At 72.7% G+C, this 17,522-nt stretch carries 15 protein-coding genes; 2 read left to right on the top strand and 13 right to left on the bottom strand.

Annotated elements, in window-relative coordinates:
* Positions 1-11 precede the first annotated feature (11 nt).
* Positions 12-1,946, bottom strand: a complete 1,935-nt coding sequence (locus IF06_RS0100725) for a KedN5 family methylcobalamin-dependent radical SAM C-methyltransferase (protein ID WP_030268246.1) — start codon at positions 1,944-1,946, stop codon at positions 12-14.
* Between the two features lie 12 nt (positions 1,947-1,958).
* Positions 1,959-2,696: a class I SAM-dependent DNA methyltransferase gene (locus IF06_RS0100720; protein WP_013287017.1), complete on the bottom strand. Its 738-nt coding sequence runs from the start codon at positions 2,694-2,696 to the stop codon at positions 1,959-1,961.
* Between the two features lie 289 nt (positions 2,697-2,985).
* On the opposite strand from IF06_RS0100720, the gene IF06_RS0100715 reads away from it, so the two are divergent.
* Complete coding sequence (locus IF06_RS0100715) at positions 2,986-3,351, top strand: VOC family protein (RefSeq protein ID WP_013287018.1); 366 nt, start codon at positions 2,986-2,988, stop codon at positions 3,349-3,351.
* A gap of 28 nt (positions 3,352-3,379) precedes the next feature.
* Complete coding sequence (locus tag IF06_RS0100710; RefSeq protein ID WP_030268244.1) at positions 3,380-3,790, top strand: DUF3224 domain-containing protein; 411 nt, start codon at positions 3,380-3,382, stop codon at positions 3,788-3,790.
* A 64-nt stretch (positions 3,791-3,854) separates the two neighbouring features.
* On the opposite strand, the gene IF06_RS0100705 is transcribed toward IF06_RS0100710, so the two are convergent.
* The 11 genes from IF06_RS0100705 to fabD form a co-directional block, all read right to left on the bottom strand.
* Entirely contained in the window at positions 3,855-5,411 is a 1,557-nt protein-coding gene (locus IF06_RS0100705) for an ABC transporter ATP-binding protein (RefSeq protein WP_030268242.1), read from the bottom strand.
* Positions 5,408-6,199, bottom strand: coding sequence for an ABC transporter permease (locus tag IF06_RS0100700; RefSeq protein WP_013287021.1), 792 nt, complete (start codon positions 6,197-6,199; stop codon positions 5,408-5,410). Before IF06_RS0100700 ends, IF06_RS0100705 begins: the two co-directional genes overlap by 4 nt.
* Positions 6,196-7,152, bottom strand: a complete 957-nt coding sequence (locus IF06_RS0100695) for an ABC transporter permease (protein ID WP_013287022.1) — start codon at positions 7,150-7,152, stop codon at positions 6,196-6,198. Before IF06_RS0100695 ends, IF06_RS0100700 begins: the two co-directional genes overlap by 4 nt.
* Complete coding sequence (locus tag IF06_RS0100690) at positions 7,149-8,708, bottom strand: ABC transporter substrate-binding protein (RefSeq protein ID WP_013476312.1); 1,560 nt, start codon at positions 8,706-8,708, stop codon at positions 7,149-7,151. Before IF06_RS0100690 ends, IF06_RS0100695 begins: the two co-directional genes overlap by 4 nt.
* Positions 8,709-8,812: 104 nt before the next feature.
* Positions 8,813-9,997 (bottom strand): NAD(P)/FAD-dependent oxidoreductase, encoded by a 1,185-nt coding sequence (locus IF06_RS0100685; protein WP_030268239.1) that lies wholly within the window; start codon positions 9,995-9,997, stop codon positions 8,813-8,815.
* A 6-nt stretch (positions 9,998-10,003) separates the two neighbouring features.
* Positions 10,004-11,242, bottom strand: coding sequence for a beta-ketoacyl synthase N-terminal-like domain-containing protein (locus IF06_RS0100680; RefSeq protein WP_030268237.1), 1,239 nt, complete (start codon positions 11,240-11,242; stop codon positions 10,004-10,006).
* Entirely contained in the window at positions 11,239-11,469 is a 231-nt protein-coding gene (locus IF06_RS0100675) for a phosphopantetheine-binding protein (protein ID WP_013287026.1), read from the bottom strand. The genes IF06_RS0100680 and IF06_RS0100675 overlap by 4 nt, the downstream gene beginning before the upstream one ends.
* Positions 11,466-12,431, bottom strand: a complete 966-nt coding sequence (locus IF06_RS0100670; protein ID WP_013476310.1) for a chlorinating enzyme — start codon at positions 12,429-12,431, stop codon at positions 11,466-11,468. Before IF06_RS0100670 ends, IF06_RS0100675 begins: the two co-directional genes overlap by 4 nt.
* Before the next feature lies 1 nt (position 12,432).
* The gene (locus IF06_RS0100665; RefSeq protein ID WP_030268235.1) at positions 12,433-14,277 is read right to left on the bottom strand and encodes a non-ribosomal peptide synthetase; all 1,845 of its coding nucleotides are present in this window, start codon (positions 14,275-14,277) and stop codon (positions 12,433-12,435) included.
* A 3-nt stretch (positions 14,278-14,280) separates the two neighbouring features.
* Positions 14,281-15,222 carry a DUF6039 family protein gene (locus tag IF06_RS0100660; RefSeq protein ID WP_013476308.1) on the bottom strand — a complete coding sequence of 314 codons (942 nt, stop codon included), beginning with the start codon at positions 15,220-15,222 and terminating at the stop codon, positions 14,281-14,283.
* Positions 15,223-15,267: 45 nt separating this feature from the next.
* Positions 15,268-17,517: an ACP S-malonyltransferase gene (gene fabD / locus IF06_RS0100655; protein WP_030268233.1), complete on the bottom strand. Its 2,250-nt coding sequence runs from the start codon at positions 17,515-17,517 to the stop codon at positions 15,268-15,270.
* Positions 17,518-17,522: the final 5 nt, after the last annotated feature.

Raw genomic sequence — 17,522 nt, 5'->3', positions numbered from 1 at the left:
CCGGCGATCGGTCAGGGGACTGTGAGCGGGGTGCCTGCTCTGCGCACCTCCCCCATGAAGTGCAGGATCTCCTCGTGGTTCGTCGACATGACCGCGGTCATGGCGCCGGTGCGGTAGTAGATGTCGACGCGGATCGGTTCCGGCTCCAGCGAGACCGGCTCGTCGGCGCGCATCCGCGCGAGGACGCCCGGCACGTCGTAGGCCAGGGTCACGTCCGGGCGGTGGAAGTACTCGACGCCGCCGATCTCGACGACGGCGAGTCCGTCCGGCTCGCAGACCGGCTGGGTCAGCAGGTCGTAGCGGTACACCTCGTCGAGGAACGGGCGGACGTCGGCCGCGAGCTGCCGCGAGACCACCTCCTGCCACCACAGCTCCAGCGCCCGCCGCCCATCCGCCTCGGTGAAGAGGTAGCCGATGGCGGCCGCGTACGCCGGCGCGCCGCCGCCGTGACCCCGCATCGCGGCCTCCCGCAACGGGATCGCCTCCCGCGCCGTGGTGGTGTCCGCCCAGTCGGCGAGGCTGTTGAGGACCCGGGACTGCTCCCACCCGGCGAGCCGCCGCAGCGGCAGCCAGCAGTGACGCAGGACCGCGTTCTCGGCCATCACCCGGGCCCAGAACAGGAATCGCTGCATCACCGCGTTGTCCGCGAAGGTCATGGTGCGGTGGGCGAGCACGTACTCGAAGTCGTCGTTGTCGCCGCGCAGCGCGACGATGCCGTACAGCTCCTTGTTCTCCGCGTACTCGGTGTTCGGCAACAGCATGATCGGGTAGACGGCGATCCGGGACACGTGCTGGGCGAGTTCGTCGTACCCGGCCAGGAACGACTCGACGGTGTCGCCCGGCGCGCCCCAGATCAGCTCGGCGTAGCAGTCCAGCCCTTCCCGGTTGAGCCACCGCACCAGGTCACGCCAGTCGTTGACCTTCATGTTCCGCCGGCGCATCAGGGTCAGGGCGTCCGGGTTGAGCGACTGGAGGGCCAGGGTGAAGGAACTGCGCAGCCCCGCCTCCTTCATCCGCCGCACGATCTCGTAGAACACCTTCGACTTGTTCTTGGCCCACGAGCTCTCGAAGGCCAGCGGGAAGCCGTGCCGCCGCTTGATGTCGATGAGGTCGTCGACGAGTTCCAGGTCGATTGGCAGCATGCCGAAGTTGGCGTCGCAGGCGACCACTGTGTGCACGCCGCACCGGGCGAACAGTTCCAGCTCGGCGCGCAGCCGTTCCCGGGAGAACGCGCGTACCCGCTGGCCGACCGCGCCGCCCCAGTAGCAGAACGAGCACTTGTACGGGCAGCCGCGGTTGGTCTCGAACAGCGCGACGTCGTAGCGGAACCGGCCGTCGGCGTCGAGCAGTTCGACGGCTCCGGTGAGGAACGGCGACGGGATGATGTCGAGATCCTCGATCCGGGGCCGGTCCGGGTTGGTGACCACGCTGCCGTCGGCGCGGTGCCAGGAGATGCCCTGCACGTCGCCGAGGGCGTCGGGGGCCACGCCGGCCAGCCGGGCGCGGAGCAGGTCGAGGAAGGTCAGCTCGCCCTCGCCGTTGACCACCACGTCGATCTCCGGGTAGAGCCGGAACACGCGGTCGGCCTGCGCGCTGACGTGGGTGCCGCCGAAGATGACCCACCCCTGCGGGTTGAGCTGCTTGTAGGTGGCGGCGAGTGCCCCGAACGCGCGCTGGCTCCAGCCGAAGACGGAGAACCCGATCACGTCGGGCAGCGGGCCGGCGAACAGCCGGGCGGCCATCTCCCCGTGCGTCACCCGCCCCCGGAAGTTGCAGATCTCCACCGACACCTGGTCGTTCAGCTCGGCGTCGCCGGACACCATCGCCTTGAGGTACGCCGAGGCGAGCGGCAGCGACTCCAGCGGCATGTCCCAGACGCCCTGCTGCACCAGGACCACCCGAAGGCGCCGGCCCGCACCGCCGGCGCTCGTCTGGCTGTGCTCCACCGATCCGCCGCTCTACTTGCGGTAGACGGTGATGTGCCGCTCGTCGGAGTCGCGCAGTGGTCGTCCGTCCCAGTGACCCCAGCGCGACTCCATGGTGAGCCCGCCGAGGCGGGCCATCAGGTCCATCTCCGACGGCATGACGGTGCGGATGCGCATCGGGAAGAACCGGATGCCGTCGGGCCGCAGGACCGCGAACTGGATCGACGAGCACTGGGAGATCCGCTCGCGCCGGGTGAACGTCATCACGACGTGGTCCTTCTCCACCCGTACGGTCTGGGTGCGCTGGTTGCGGTCGTACCGCGCCGGGTCGGGGATCGACGTCTGGATCACGAACCGCCCGCCCGGCTCCAGGACGTCGGCGACCTTCTGGAAGCAGCGGATCTGCTCCTCCTGGTCGGTGATGAACGGCAGCGTGTCGAAGACCGCGTACGCCAGCGAGAACTTGTACGGCAGCGTGAAGTCGGTGAAGTCCTGCACGTGCACGTGCACCAGTTCGCCGCCGGGTTTGTCGCGCAGCTGCGTCAGCATCCCCTCCGACGCGTCGATGCCGTGCACCTCGATGCCCCTGCGGGCCAGCGGGACGGCGACCCGGCCGGTGCCGACGCCGAGTTCGAGCACGGGCCCGCCGCCGGCGTTCTCGGCGAGCCACTCGATCGTCTCCTCGGTGTCACCCGGGTCGCCGGCCCATCCCGTCCCGTCGAAGACGTCGGCGACGGCGTCCCCGTAGGTGAAGATCTCGAAGCCTTCCACCGTGTTCTCCTCCACGCCGGTGATTGGGGTACCGGCGAATCGTGGCGGACGAGTGCGCCTGACGCTGCGCTGTTGTGAGCACGAAGTGAGGGCAACTCGATTGGTGTATCGGTGGCGCCGCCGACGGTTCAGCCGGTATGCTGCCGAACCTTCGGGGCCTGCTGTCCATTCGCAACCGTCTAATGAGCAGGCCGGTCGCGACACACCCGGCGACCGTGGCGTGGACGACGGCGGATTGCTAGGCTCGGGCCACGCTTTCGATCGGACGACAAATCTCCAGGAGACATGAATGGCTGTCGGTCGCTTGGCGGCGGTAACACTGGATTGTTCCGAAATCGCCCCGCTGGTGGCCTTCTACCGGGAAGCGGCCGGCCTCGAGCCGGTGCACGAGTCGGAGTCCGGCGCGTTCCTCAGCAACGGTGACGGCGTCGCCGTGGCGTTGCAGCGGGTGGAGAACTACCGGCGTCCGGAGTGGCCCGGGCAGACGGTTCCCCAGCAACTGCACCTCGACCTGGCCGTCGACGACATCGAGACGGCCGAGACCGAGCTGCTGCGCCTGGGTGCGACGAAGCCCGCCGACCAGCCCGGCGACGCGAAGTGGCGGGTCTTCCTCGACCCGGCCGGTCACCCGTTCTGTGCCTCGGTCTGGGACTGAAAGAGAACCACGGAAGGAATGAGACAAGGTGAGCACCGCGACTGCTTCATTTACGCTCGACTCCTGGGACGAAGACGAGTGGCAGGAGACCCCCGACGGCATGAAATTCTCGCGGGCCTCGGTCACCAAGACGTATTCCGGTGAACTCGAGGGCACCAGCCGCGCGCAGTTCCTGTTCGCCTATGGCAAGGGCGGCGCCGGATACGTCGGTCACGAAGTGATCGAGGTGTCGATCGGCGGTTCCAAGGGCAGTTTCATGCTCCAGCACCAGGCCGTCGGGTTGATGAGCGACGAGGAGGGCGGCGCCGAGTGGCACATCGTGCCGGGGACCGGCACCGAGGGGCTCGCCGGCATCCAGGGCACCGCCACCATGCGCAAGCTGGAGGACGGCAGCCACACCTTCACGCTGAACTACGAACTCCTCGAAGAGCTCGTCTGACGCGCTGAGATCGAGGCGGAGGGCCGCTACCGGGAAGCCGGTAGCGGCCCTCCGCCTCGGGCTGTCACGGCACGTCCGCCACCGCCGTGACGGGCCGCGCGGCGTCCAGCAGCATCCTGCTCGCCTCGTGGCGCGGGTTGCCGAACACCTGCTCGACGGTCCCCTCCTCGACGATCCGCCCGCCGCTGAGCACGGCGACCCGGTCCGCGTTGCGGGCGATCACACCGAGGTCGTGCGTCACGATGAGCACCGCCAGGCCCAGGGTCCGCCGCAGCGAGTCGAGCAGGGCCAGGACCGAGGCCGCCACCTGGGCGTCGAGGTTCGACGTGATCTCGTCGCAGACGAGCACGTCGGCCCCGGCGGCGAGCGCGCGGGCGATCGCGACGCGTTGCCGCTGCCCGCCGGACAGCTCCCGCGGCAGCCGCGACGCCAGCTCCCCCGGCAGGCCGACGAGCCCCATCAGCCGGCGGGTCTCCGCCGCCACCGCCTCGGCCGTCATCCCACCGGCCAGGCGGACCACCCGGCCGATCGCCGCGCCCACCGGCCGCCGCGGGTTCAGCGACCCGCCGGAGTCCTGCGGGATGAGCTGCATGCGGCGTCGCTGGTGCACCGGCCGGCGCCCGAGCGTCGGCTCCAGGACCTCGCCGGACAGCGTCACCCGGCCCGAGCTGGGGCGCAGTGTTCCGACGACGGCCCGGGCGAGCGTCGTCTTGCCGCAGCCCGACGTGCCGAGCAGGGCCAGCGCCTCGCCGGCGCGCAACCGCAGGGACACGTCGTCCAGGACGACCCGCCCGCCACGCGGCACGGTCAGCCCGGACACGGTCAGGACCTCCGCCCCCCGCACCGGCGTGGCGGCGCGGCGGCGCATCTCGGCCGGCAGGTCCGGCACCGCGGCGAGCAGGTCCCGGGTGTACGCGGCGGCCGGGCGGGCGAGCACCTGCGCTGTCGGTCCCTCCTCGACCACGACGCCGCCCCGCAGCACGATCAGGCGATCGGTCATCCGGGCGGCCGCGGCGAGGTCGTGGGTGACGAACACGACCGCCAGCCCGCGGTCGGCGGAGAGCCGGTCCAGCTGGTCGAGCACCTGCTTGCGCACCAGCCCGTCCAGGCCCGTCGTCGGCTCGTCCAGCACCAGGCCGCGCGGGTCACCGGCCAGCAGCCGGGCCAGCGCCAGGCGTTGCTGCTGGCCGCCCGAGAGCTGGTGCGGGTACCGGCGCAGGAAGGCCCGGTCGCCCGGCAGGCCCACCTCGACCAGCCCTCGGCTCACGGCCGCGTCGGACCGGTCCGCGGCCAGTTCCCGGATCTGCGCCCGGACCCGCAGCGTCGGGCTCAGCGCCGACGGCGGGTCCTGCGGAAGGTACGCCAGCACCCGCCGCCGGACCCGGCGTACCTCGGCGCCGGAGGCCGTCAGCACGTCGTGCCCGTCGACCACGACCGTGCCCCCGGCCACCCGCAGTCCGCGCCGTACCGCGCCGACGAGGGCCATCGCCAGTGTCGTCTTGCCCGCCCCGGACTCGCCGACGACGGCGACCCGCTCACCCTCGGCGACGCGCAGCGACAGGTTCTCCAGGACGGCCCGGCCGGCGGTGTCCTCGACCCGCAGCCCACTGATCTCGATCATCGCAGCACCCGCCCGACGATCCGGTCGATGCCGAGGTTCGCGGCGACGGTGAGCACACCGAGCAGGATCGCCGGCACCGCGACGCCCCACGGGGTGAGCTGGATGCCCTCGACGTTCTGGCTGATCATGGCCCCCCAGTTCGGGCCGCTGGAGCCGAAGCCGAGGAACGCCGCCGCCGCCGTCAGCGTGACCGCGATGGCGAGGCGGGTGCCGAAGTCGGCGAGCACCGGCCGGACGATGTTCGGCAGGATCTCCCGGACGATCACCGACAGGTGCGAGTCGCCGCCGGCGTAGGCGGCCACCACGTACCCGTCCTCGACCGCGCGGAGCGTCTCGGCCCTGGTGACCCGGGAGACGAACGGCGTGCCGGTCAGCACCACCACGATGATCATCGTGGTGGCGCTGTACCCCCAGCCGTGCAGCAGCACCAGCAGGATCAGCACCGGCGGCAGGCCCAGCAGCAGGTAGTCCAGCCGGGACACCACGGCATCGGTGATCCCGGCGAAGTAGCCGCCGACCAGGCCCAGCACCAGGCCGAGCACGGTGGCCAGGATCGTCGCCACCACCGGCACGGCCACCAGCGGCCGGCCACCGGCCAGCACCCGGTCCAGCACGTCCCGTCCGGCGCTGTCGGTGCCCAGCGGGCTGCCGGCCGTCGGGGCGCTGTAGGGCAACCCGACGATCCGCTCCGGCTCGCCGGCGAACAACGGGCCGAACAGCGCCACGCCCAGCACCAACAGCACCACGGCCACGGCCGTCCCGGCGAGCAGCCACCGCGCGGCCCTCATCGGGCGGCCACCCGCAGCCGGGGGTCGACCGCGAGGACGAGCAGGTCGGCCACGATGAACGAGACGAGGATGATCGCGGCGAGGAGCAGCCCGACCCCCTCCAGGACGGCGGTGTCGTGGTTGCGGACCGCCGCCACGAGCGTCTGCGACAGGCCCGGGTAGTTGAAGACCACCTCGACCACTGTGGTGCCGCCGAACAGCCCGGACAGCAGCCACGCGAACGTCTGCGCGCACGGCGGCGCCGCCGCGGGCAGCAGGTGCCGCGCCACGACCACCCGCTCGGGCAGCCCGGCCAGCCGGGCCGCCTCGACGTGGGGCATCGCGTCCGCGTCGATGACAGTCGCCCGCACGATCCGGCTCGCCCACGCCGCGCCGAACAGCGTCAGCGCGACCACCGGCAGCACCAGGATCTCCGGCCGGTCCAGCGGTCCGCCGCCCAGCGGCGGCAGCGAGATCGCCGGCAGCAGCGGCCACAGGTCGGCGAAGACCAGCACGAGCAGGCCGGCGGTGACGAACTGCGGGATCGAAACCGCCACCACCGCGACGGCCGACACCGCCCGGTCCACCCGGCCGCCCGGCCGCAGCCCGGTGAGCAGCCCCAGTCCCATCGCCAGCGGCACCGTCACCGCCGCGGTGAGCCCGACCAGGAGGCCGGTGGCGGCCAGCGGCTCGGCCACGACGTCCACCACCGGCCGGTGCATCGAGGTGCTGGTGCCCAGGTCGAGGCGCAGCGCCGCGGTCCCCCACTCGACGAACCGCACCGGCCAGGGCCGGTCGACGCCGAGTTCGGCCCGGCGCTGCGCGACCTCCTCGATGGTGGCGTCGGGCCCGAGTGACGCCGACGCGGCGTCACCCGGGAGCACCTCCGAGCCGGCGAAGAGCACCACCGCCACCGCGAACAGCGTGGCCACCGTCGCCAGCAGCCGTCGGGCCAGGAACCCGAGCGCGGTCACGCCGGCCCGGTCGCCCGGTCGAACAGCTGGACCGACTGCATCGTGCGGACCCCGCTGATCCCCTTACGGGCGGCGTCCAGCTGCTCCTGGAAGCCCCACAGCAGGTCGCCGCCCTCCTTGTAGAACTCCTCCTGCAACGCCTTGAACGCCTCGGCGCGGGCGTTGTCGTCGACAGTCGCCTGGGCCTTGGCCAGCCGCGCCTGGTAGGCCGCCGACGTGCCGGTGACGTTGAACGGCGCCTTGCCGTGGGTCACCGCCGACAGGTGCACGGCGGCCGGCCGGTTGACGTAGTAGAACGCCTGGAACGGGTGCGTGGCCAGCGTCATGAGGTCGGCGTAGTAGGCGTCGGGCGAGATCTCCTGGAGGGTCAGCTCGACGCCCGCCTCCTTGAGCTGCTGGGCCATCAGCCGGCTGGCGTTGAGCATGCCGGGGACGATCTCGCCGGTCCGCAGCGTCAGCTTCGTGATCCCGGCCTCGGCGAACAGCCGCTTCGCCTGCTCCAGGTCACGGGCGCGCGCCGGCAGGTCGGCGTAGCCGGGCAGGCTCTTGCCGACCACGTCGTCGGCCGTCGAGCCGAGCCCGAGCAGCGCGTTGTCGACGAGCGCCTGCCGGTCCACGGCGAGCCGGACCGCCTGGCGGACCCGGACGTCGTCGAACGGCGCGAGCTTCTGGTTCATCGCGAACGACAGCGCGTTGGCGTTCGCCGGACCACCGCGTACGACGGTGAGCTCGCTGTTCGCCGCCTCGGTCTTCGCGCCGGTGGAGCTGATGCTGACGGCGTAGTCGACCTGTCCCGCCTTCAGCGCCGACAGCCGGGCGCCGGCGTCGAGGATGCCGACGATCTGGAGTTCGGCGACGCTCGGCTTGCCACCCCAGTACTGCTCGTTGGCGACCAGCCGGGTCGTGGTGCCGTTGCGCTCGGCCAGCCGGTACGGGCCCGAGCCGATCGGCTTGCTGAACTCGGTCATGCCGGCCGGGAAGACCGGCGAGAAGACGACGAGGACGGCTTCCTTGAAGTCACCGCGGGGGGTCAGCAGCGGGACGGTGACGGTGCGGTCGTTGACGGCTGTCACCTTGGCGAGGTCGACGTTGGCGTAGACGGAGGCCCGGTTGCTGGGCTTGGCGCCGAGCGTACGGATGCTGTGCACCACGTCGGCCGCGGTGACCGGCTTGCCGTCGTGGAACGTCACCCCGGAGCGCAGGTTGATCGTCCACACGCTGCCGTCGGCGTTCGGCTGCACCGACTCGGCGAGCTGGTACTTGTACTCGCCGTTGTCGAGCACCATCAGCGAGTCGTACACGTGCCGCATGACGATGAGGGTCGCGCCGATGCTGGTCAGCAGCGGGTTGCCGGCTTCGGCGTCGGTGACCGCGTTCGGCGCGCCCACCTTCAGCACCGCCAGCGACCCCCCGCCGGCCGCCGCCGGCGACGGCTGCTCGTCGTCGTCGCCGCAGGCCGACAGCAGCGGCACGCCGGCCACCGCGGCGCCCGCGACGAGCCCCATCCGGAGCAGCGCGCGGCGATTGAAGGGCGAGTCGTAAGGGGTGGGCGACATGGTTCCTCCACAAAGGTCGTGCCGGTGAGGTCGGATCGCAAGACGTCTGCGGATCTGACGGTCGCCGATCACCGGCACGGGTGTCTGCTCAATAGGGCGCGGTGTCAGGGGGCCGTCGGGGCGGACATCAGCGCCATCAGTTCCGGTGTGTACAGCTCCCGCAGCGGCACGATCCCGGCCACCGCGTCGAAGTAGCGGGTGGTCAGTTCGGGGCTGCTGCCGACGGCGCGCAGCAGCGCGCGGCGCTTGTCCCGGGCCTCGGCCTGGGCCACCAGCAGGGTCGCCTGGTAGTTCTCCATCAGCCGCTGCTCGCGTTCCCGGTCGTAGTCGGCCAGCGCGGCGTCGAGCCGTGTCCGGTCGGCCAGGTGCTCGCCCACCGACTCGGCGAGCAGGTCGGCCTGCATGAACGCGTCGGAGATGCCGCGCGCGGTCAGCGAGTCCTTGTGGTGGCCGGCGTCGCCGACGAGCGCCCAGCCCGGGCCGTGCGCGCGGCGGAAGAAGTTCTGCTGGTCACCCGTGCCGTGCACGCCGCCGATCTGCCGGCCGCGCTCCATCTGCTCGTACAGCCGCGGCGCGTTGGTCCGCACGTTGTCGAGGTAGGCCGCGCGCGCGTCGTGCCGGACCTCGTCGAAGCGCTGCTGCGGGTAGTAGGCGGCGATGAGCACCGCGCCGTCGTTCGTCGGCACCGCTGACACCCAGCCGGTGTCGCCCTCGTACATCTCGAAGTGTGTCTTCGGCCCGTCCCAGAACGCGTAGTACGCGCAGGTCAGCGGCGGGTGGGACGTCGTCGTGGGCGCGCCGGTGAGCCCGGCGACGGTGGAGCGCATCCCGTCGGCGCCGACGACCAGCGCGGCCCGCTCGTCGCCGCGGTCGGTGCGCACCCCGACGACCCGGTCGTCCTCCCACAGCAGGCCGGTGACCCGGCAGTCGTCGCGGAACTCGGCGCCGGCGTCGACAGCGGCGCCGGCCAGCAGCGGGTCCAGGATCGAGCGGCGGGGCGCGTACGCCGCGCGGATGCCGTCGATGCCGCTGCAGCAGCCCTCGACGCGCACGTCACCCAGCTCGTAGACGACGTGGTCCAACGGCGGGCAGCCGGTGGCCCGAAGCGCGTCCAGCAGACCCCAGCGGGCCAGCCGCGCGACGCCCGGCTGCTGGATGTACAGCGTGGAGAGCTTGTCGGCCGGGAAGGCGCTGCGGTCCAGCAGCAGCACCCGGCGGCCCTGGCGGGCCAGGAGCATGGCGGTCGGCGCGCCCGCGCAGCGGGCCCCGACGACGACGACGTCATACATGATCGTTCAACCTCCATCGGCGGTACGGGCGAGGACCACGGCCGTGTTGATGCCCCCGAAGCCGAAGCCGGTGGACAGCGCGTACCGCAGCCGGGCGGGCTCGGGCCCGGCGCCGGCGAACCGGATCCGGGCATCGATCGGTCGGGCCAGGTTCGGGTTGGGGTGCACGAAGCCGCCGGTGAGCTGCGCGACGGTGGCGACGGCCTCGACCACCCCGGCCGAGCCGAGGCAGTGACCGGTCAGCGCCTTGGTGGCGTTCACCCACGGCCGGCCGGCGGCGGCGCCGAGCACGTCGTGCAGCGACGCGAGTTCCGTCTCGTCGCCCAGCCGGGAACCGGTGGCGTGGGCGTTGACGTAGTCCACCTCGTGCGGGGCCAGCCCCGCGGCGGCCAGGGCGGCCCGGATCACGCGGGCCTGCCCGGCCGCGTCGGGGTCGGCGAGCCGGTTGGCGTCCAGGCCGAGGGCGTACCCGGCCACCGTCGCCAGGACCGCCGCGCCGCGCCGGGCCGCGGCGGCCGGGTGTTCCAGCACCAGCGCCGCGGCGGCCTCGCCGGGGACGAAGCCGCGCCGGTCGTGGTCGAACGGCCGGCAGGCGGCGGCCGGGTCGCCACCCGGCTCGGCGAGCGCGCCGAGCACCGCGAAACCCCGGTGGTGCATCGGTGTCAGCTCGGTGACCGCGCCGACCAGGACGCAGCAGTCCACCGCGCCGGCGGCGACCAGCCGGGCGGCGTGCACGATGCCGACGTTGCCGCTGGCCGAGGCCCCGCCGACGGTGAAACCCTCGCCGGTGGCGGACAGCACCTCGCTGAGCGTCCCGACGTGGTCGGTGTCCTGGACGTGCAGGGCGAACCGCGCCGGCAGGTACGCCGGCCGTTCCTGCCAGGTCCGGTACAGCTCGTGCGTGTACCGCGCGGTCAGGTTGTGCCCGGCCACCACGATCCCGACCCGGTCGCCGGAGATCCGGGCGCCGGGCAGGCCGGCCCCGGTCCACGCCTGGAGCGCCGCCGCGACGGCGGCCCGCACCGGCTGCGGCGCGCGCGCCGCGGCCCGGACCGCCCGGCGGCGCAGCGGCTCGGGCACGCCGGCCACCGCGTCGTCGAACGACCACCCGGTGATCGGCGCGGCCAGGCCGTCAGCGGTGCCGACGACACCGCTGCGGCCCGCCCGCAGCGCCGTGGTGAACGACGGGACGTCCGCACCGATCGCGCAGACGATCCCGGTGCCGGTCACCGCGACCGTGCTCACATGTGCGTCCGCAGCAGCTCGACGATCCGGTCGAGGTCGTTGACGTCGCGGAACTCGGAGATCGGCACCACGATGCCGAGCCGCTCCATGGCCAGCGTCACGACCTCGGCCCGGTCGATGCTCGTGCAGCCGAGGTCGCTCAGCGTGCGCCCGGCGGTGACGCTCGCCGGGTCGACGTCCGGGACGACCTCGACGAGGCTCGCCTTCACGACCTCGAAGACGGTCATGCCGGTGACACCCGCGCCCCGGAGCGGTCCCGCCGGGTGAACCGGTGGCCGCGCGTGGTCTCGGTCGCCATCCGGTTGTGCGGGTTGCCGTTGTGTCCCGCGACGAGCACCGAGCCCCAGCGGTCCAGCGACACGGCGCCGCCGTACTCCTCGATGACGTCGGTGTCCGGGTAGACATCCACCGACACCGGCACGTACCGGCCGGCGAAGCCGAGCCGCATCTCCTCGGTGCGTCCCGCGTGCGGCAGCGACGCGTGCATCAGCGTCGACCAGAACATGATCGCCTCGCCGGGCCGCATCACCATCGACACCGCCTTGGACTCGTCGGGCTTCCAGTCCGGGTCGATCTGCAGCTCGCGGTAGTCGTAGCCGAAGAACCCGCGGCGTACGCCGTCCTTGTCGGTGCTGTTGATGGAGGCCGGGTCGTAGTGCATGCGCTTGGTCTCGTCGTAGAACATCGTCCGGTGGGTGCCCGGGATGAACTGGAGGCACCCCGTCTCCTCGTTGGCCTCGGTGAAGGCCGTCCAGACGGTGATCGTGCCGCCGAAGTCCTTCGCGTCGCCGGGCCAGAGGATCTGCGGCTTGCCGGAGGCGTTGGCGAACGTGTCGGCCTGGTGCCAGTCGGTGCCCTCGTCGCCCGGGTACTTGGGGAAGAACTCCGACCGCCAGCACTGCACGTCCGGGCCGAGCACGCTGACGACGCGGTCGACGATCCGCGGGTGGCAGATGTGGTCGGCCAGGAACTCGTTGTCCAGGTGGCGGTCGTAGTTGGAGATGTTGGTGTTCCCGGAGAGCGCGGCCTCGTCCTGGTAGACCGCGTGCGAGCGGTCCAGCAGGCGCAGCCGTTCCCGCCGCCACCGCCGCTGCATCTCCTCGACCTCGTACACCGGGAACGGGCCGAAGTACCCGTTGCGGTGGAAGTCGGCCAGTTCCTCGTCGGTGAGCGTGTAGTCGTCCTCCATGTCATCCTCCTACCTGTTGCAGGGAATGGTGGCGTCGGGACGCGTCCACCACCTCGGCGAGGCACCCGACCGTGGGCTCCTCCATCTCGGCGCCGGTCAGCGCGATGCCGAACCGGTCGTTCACCATGGCCACGATCCGGGTGAGGGCCAGCGACGTGGCGCCCAGGTCGAACAGGTCGCCGTCCACCGGCACGTCGCGGCGCAGCACCTCGTCGGCGATGGCCTTCACCCCGGACACCGCGTCGTCGCCGGCCGGCTCGGCCAGGCGGTCCAGGACCGCCACGTCGGCTTTGCCCTGCACGGTGAGCGGGATGTCGGCGACCACGTGGAAGCGGGACGGCCGCAGATAGCCGGGCAGGTCCGCCACGGTCACGGCGAGGTCCGCCTCGGTGAGCGCGGACGGGTCCGCGCCGGGCGGGGGCGCGACGTAGGCGACCAGGCGTACGTCGCCCTCGCCGAAGTCCTGGGCGGTCACCAGCGCGGTGCCGACGCCGGGGTGCGCCAGGACCGCCGCCTCCACCTCGCCCGGCTCGATCCGGTAGCCGCGGACCTTCAACTGCCTGTCGACCCGGCCGAGGTAGACCAGGTCGCCGTCGGTCCGCACGGCCCGGTCCCCGGAGCGGTACCAGCGTTCACCGCCGGACTCGGCGAAACGTTCGGCGGTCAGCTCCGGCTGGTGCAGGTAGCCCCGCGCCAGCCCGGCGCCCGCCACGTACAGCTCCCCCGGCGTGCCATCCGGCACCGGCGCACCGGTCTCGTCGCGCAGCTCGATCCGTACGCCGGGCAGGGGCCGGCCGATCGGGCTCACCGACGGCCGGTCGAGGTCCGCCGCGACGATCCGGCGGGCGGTGGCGTGCACGGTCACCTCGGTGATGCCGTACATGTTGACCAGTTCCGGCCGGTCGTCGCCGCGCCGGGCGATCCACGGCGCCAGCATCGCGACGTCGAGCCGCTCGCCGCCGAACACCACCAGGCGCAGGTCGTCCGGGCCCTCGTCGGCCAGGTAGGCGGCGGCGAGCTGGCGGAACGCCGAGGGGGTCTGGTTGAGCACCGTGACCTGTTCGCGCCGCACCAGGTCCAGCATCAGCGCCGGGGTCCGGGCGACGCTCCCCGGTACGACGACGAGCCGGCCGCCGGACAGCAGCGCCCCCCACAGCTCCCAGACGGAGAAGTCGAAGCCGATCGAGTGGAACAGCGTCCACGTGTCGTCGCCGCCGAAGCCGAAGCGCTCCGCGCCGTGCTCCAGCAGCGCCACGACGCTGCGGTGCGACACCTCCACGCCCTTCGGCGCCCCGGTGGAGCCCGACGTGTGGATGACGTACGCGGGGTCGTCCGGCCCGGCCTCACCGGCGGGCTCCCGTACCGCGTCCGCGCCGACGGCCCGGTCCGCCGGGCCGGCACCGGCCGCGGCCTCGGCGGCCGTGCCCTCGCCGTCCTCGTCGTCGGTGTCGTCGTCCTCGCTGTCGTCGGCCCACAGCACCGGACCCGACCACTCCGCGAGCGAGTCGGCGGTCCGGGTCACCGCCACCGTCACCGGAACCCGGCTGCCGGCCAGCACGGCCGCGACCCGCGCGGCCGGATGCTCGGCGTCCACCGGCACGTAGGCGCCGCCCGCCTTCACCACCGCCAGCACGCACACGACCAGGTCGACCGAGCGGTCCACGCACACCCCGACGTGGACGCCGGGGCCGACCCCGTACCCGCGCAGCCGCTCGGCCAGCTCACCGGACAGGCGGTCCAGCTCGCTGTAGGACAGCCGGTGGTCGCCGCAGGTCACCGCGATCCGGTGCGGCTGTTCCGCCGCCCGCCGGGAGAAGATCGTGTGCAGGCAGTCAGTCACGGGCATCGGTCACCGCTCCGTCTTGGTGGCGTACATGCCCCAGTGCTGGGGCGTGAGCGACAGGTCGGACAGGCTGGACTGGACGAACATCCGTTCCCAGCCGCCGCCGCCCTTCTCCTCCGGGATCCACTGGCGGGTGAACACCTCGCGGGTGGCCGGGTCGCTCATCGCGCGGACGCCCATCAGCGTGTAGTACGAGCTGAGTGACTTCAGGTGGATGAAGTGGTGGATGCGGTCGGACCGGCCGAACGCCTCCTCGTACAGGTAGATGGTGGCGTGGCCGGCGAGCGCCCGGTTCCAGCTCTCGCACAGCGCCCGGGCGAACGCGCGCCCCTCGGCCCGGAACTCGTAGCGCAGCTCGCCGGTGCGGTGCATGAGGATGCCGCAGGTGGCGGAGTTGAGCTGGTCCTCGACCGGCACGTCGGTCTGGAGCTGCGCGGTGGGTACGGTGAACGTGGCGGCGCCCTCGGTGGTCCGCACCGAGTCCGGCGTCTCGTCCGACGTGCCGTACATGCCGAAGGCCGACGGGATGAGCACCGTCTCGTGCAGGTCGCCGTCGAGGAACATCCGGTCCCACGTGCCGCCGCCGCGCGCGGGGTCGATGCGCTGGCGCATGATGATGTCCCGCCAGCCGGCGTCGCGGCTGCCCATCTCGATCAGCGTCTCGTACGCGTGCAGCGACTTCAGGTGCATCAGCCAGTGGAGGCGGTCCTTCGTGCCGAAGGTCTCCTCGTAGACGAACACCGTGATGATGCCGGCGTAGTTGGTGTTGAGGTACTCCGACAGCTCCCGGGCGAACTGCCGGGCCTCGGAGCGGAACTCGGCACGCAACTGACCGACCCGTTCGACGATCACGCCGGCGTTGCCCGAGTGCAGGATCGCGGCCCGGTCGATCGAGGTCTGGGCCTGGGCGGTCGGCAACACGAACGGCGGACTCGATGTGGTGGTCATCGGAGACTCCTTCGCTTCGGCTGGTTCGGTGGGCGCCCGGACACGCTAGTCAGCATCGGACCAGCGGCTCTGCTCACTAATGGCCACCGGCGGACAGTGCCGGCGCAGGACGTCGGCCGCCCCGCGCATCAGCAGTTCGGCTATGACGTCGACGTGCCGCAGCCGCCAGTCGGCCAGTTCGGTGCCGCGCACGTACCTGTTGAAGGCGCCCATCGCCGGTCCGGTGTGGACCTGGAAGTTCGCCCGTTCGGTGGTGTCGCCGCGCAGCGCCACCTCCGTGGCGTGGGCGAAGTACCACTTGAACGCCAGTGCCATCCGCCGTCGCGGGCTGGCGCGCTCCACCTCCGCGGCCCGGCCGGTGTCCCGGTAGTGCCGCTCGGTCTCCCGCCACACCTGCGCGAACGGCCGGCGGAAGGTGGTCCGTTCCACGGCGTCGCGGATCGCGGCGGGCACCTCGTCCCAGGTGTCGTAGCGGTGGTAGAGCTGGAGCAGCTGGGTGGCCCGCGCCGCGAACATCGTGCCGCGGCGCAGCACCTGCACGCGGGAGCCGAACTCGAACGTGTCACCGGCCGGCGCGTACGCCGTGTCCTGGATCCCGGCGCCTGCCAGCAGGTCCTTGACCTCGGGTGACGTCCCGGCCTCGGGCGTGGCCTGGTTGATCGACCCGGTGACCACGAAGTCGGCGCCGAGCACGAACGCCGCGGCGACCGCCTCCGGGGTGCCCAGGCCGCCCGCGGCGCCGACCCGGATCCGTTCGTGGTAGCGGTGCCGGAGCATCTCCGCGTCGCGCAGCAGGGCGAGGTCCGGCACGAGGGTGAACGGGGACCGCGCGTCGGTGTGCCCGGCCGAGTCGGCCTCGGCGCACAGGTCGCCGCTCACCGGCAGCCGCGCCGCCGCGGCTGCCTCCCCGGCGGACAGCGCGCCCTCGGCCACGAGAGCGGCGAGCATCGCCGGCGGCGGCGGGGCCAGGAACGCGGCCGCGACCTCGGGCCGGGACACCTTCGCCACGACGTGCCGGACGGCGACCGGGGTGCCGTCGGCGCTCAGGTGCGCGCCGGCGAAGCGGAACCGCACCAGGGCCGCGGTGACCCCGGTGTACCCGGCCGCCTCGACGTAGCGGACGTCGTGCCGGACGTACAGCTCCGCCAGCGCCGACTCCAGCGCCGGGTTGTCCGGCATCGCCAGCAGGTTCATGCCGAAGCGGCCCGGACCGGGATCCGCCGTGAGCGAGCGCAGGACCGCCTCGACCTCGTCGCGGTCGAAGCCGCCCGCGCCGAAGAAGCCGAGCAGGCCCGCCTTGCCCAGGCGGGCGACCATCGCCACCGAGCTGATCCCGCGGTACATCGAGCCGGCGAGATAGGACCACGTGACGCCGTAGTCGGCGCGGAACCGCTGACAGCCGAGCGCCGCCGGTCCCGGATCGCCGCCGTCCGGCACGGCCGGCGCCGCCGCGAGCACCGGACGGAACAGGTCCGTCAGCACACGGCCCGGACCCAGCTCGCGCACAGTGCGCACGCCGCGGCCGACCAGATACGCCATGGTCTCGCGCCACCGCACCGGGCGACGCAGCTGCACGGCGAGCAGGTCGGGCAGCAGCAGCGGGTCGTGCGGCCGGGCGGTCACGTTGGAGATCACCGGCACCCGCGGCGGCGCGAAGCGGACCTGCGACAGCACCTCGGCGAACTCGCCCGCCGCGGCGCGCATGTACCGCGAGTGGAACGCGGCGGCCACCGGAAGCGGGACGCATCGGCCCAGACCGGCGCCGGTGACCGCCCGCGCCGCCGCCGACAGCGACTCGCGCGGGCCGGAGAGCGTCACCTGGCCGTCGGCGTTGTCGTTGGCCACGTCCACGTCGTCGACACCGGCGTCGGCGAGTACCCCGGGCAGCCGGTCCAGCCGTTCACCGAGGACGGCGAGCATGCCGCCGCCGGCCGCCCGGGCCATGATCTCGCCGCGGCGGCACACCAGGCGCAGCGCCTCCTCGAAGTCCAGGCAGCCGGCCGCGAACAGCGCCGCGTACTCGCCGAGGCTGTGCCCGGCGAGGTAGTCCGGCGGCGGCTCCTCCTCGCGTGCCGCCAGGTAGGCCAGCGCACCGACGACGAACAGCGCCGGCTGGGCGTACCGGGTGTCGCCGAGCAGGTCGTCGTCCCGGCACAGCCGGGTCACCGGTACGCCGATGATCCGGTCGGCGGCGGCGCACTCGTCCGGGAAGCGGTCGAACAGGTCACCGCCCATGCCCCGGCGCTGCGCGCCCTGCCCCGGGAACACCCAGGCGGACTTCGGTCGTAAGGACACGACTT

Origin of the sequence: Micromonospora globosa (genome assembly GCF_000717585.1) — a bacterium.
Lineage (GTDB): Bacteria > Actinomycetota > Actinomycetes > Mycobacteriales > Micromonosporaceae > Micromonospora > Micromonospora aurantiaca.
This window is presented reverse-complemented; position numbering and strand designations above follow the sequence as displayed.

Coding starts and splice junctions, on each gene's coding strand:
- IF06_RS0100665 (WP_030268235.1), bottom strand. CDS start 14,277: ATGCCCGTGACTGACTGCCTGCACACGATCTTCTCCCGGCGGGCGGCG.
- IF06_RS0100675 (WP_013287026.1), bottom strand. CDS start 11,469: ATGACCGTCTTCGAGGTCGTGAAGGCGAGCCTCGTCGAGGTCGTCCCG.
- IF06_RS0100715 (WP_013287018.1), top strand. CDS start 2,986: ATGGCTGTCGGTCGCTTGGCGGCGGTAACACTGGATTGTTCCGAAATC.
- IF06_RS0100670 (WP_013476310.1), bottom strand. CDS start 12,431: ATGGAGGACGACTACACGCTCACCGACGAGGAACTGGCCGACTTCCAC.
- IF06_RS0100700 (WP_013287021.1), bottom strand. CDS start 6,199: ATGAGGGCCGCGCGGTGGCTGCTCGCCGGGACGGCCGTGGCCGTGGTG.
- IF06_RS0100685 (WP_030268239.1), bottom strand. CDS start 9,997: ATGTATGACGTCGTCGTCGTCGGGGCCCGCTGCGCGGGCGCGCCGACC.
- IF06_RS0100660 (WP_013476308.1), bottom strand. CDS start 15,222: ATGACCACCACATCGAGTCCGCCGTTCGTGTTGCCGACCGCCCAGGCC.
- IF06_RS0100690 (WP_013476312.1), bottom strand. CDS start 8,708: ATGTCGCCCACCCCTTACGACTCGCCCTTCAATCGCCGCGCGCTGCTC.
- IF06_RS0100705 (WP_030268242.1), bottom strand. CDS start 5,411: ATGATCGAGATCAGTGGGCTGCGGGTCGAGGACACCGCCGGCCGGGCC.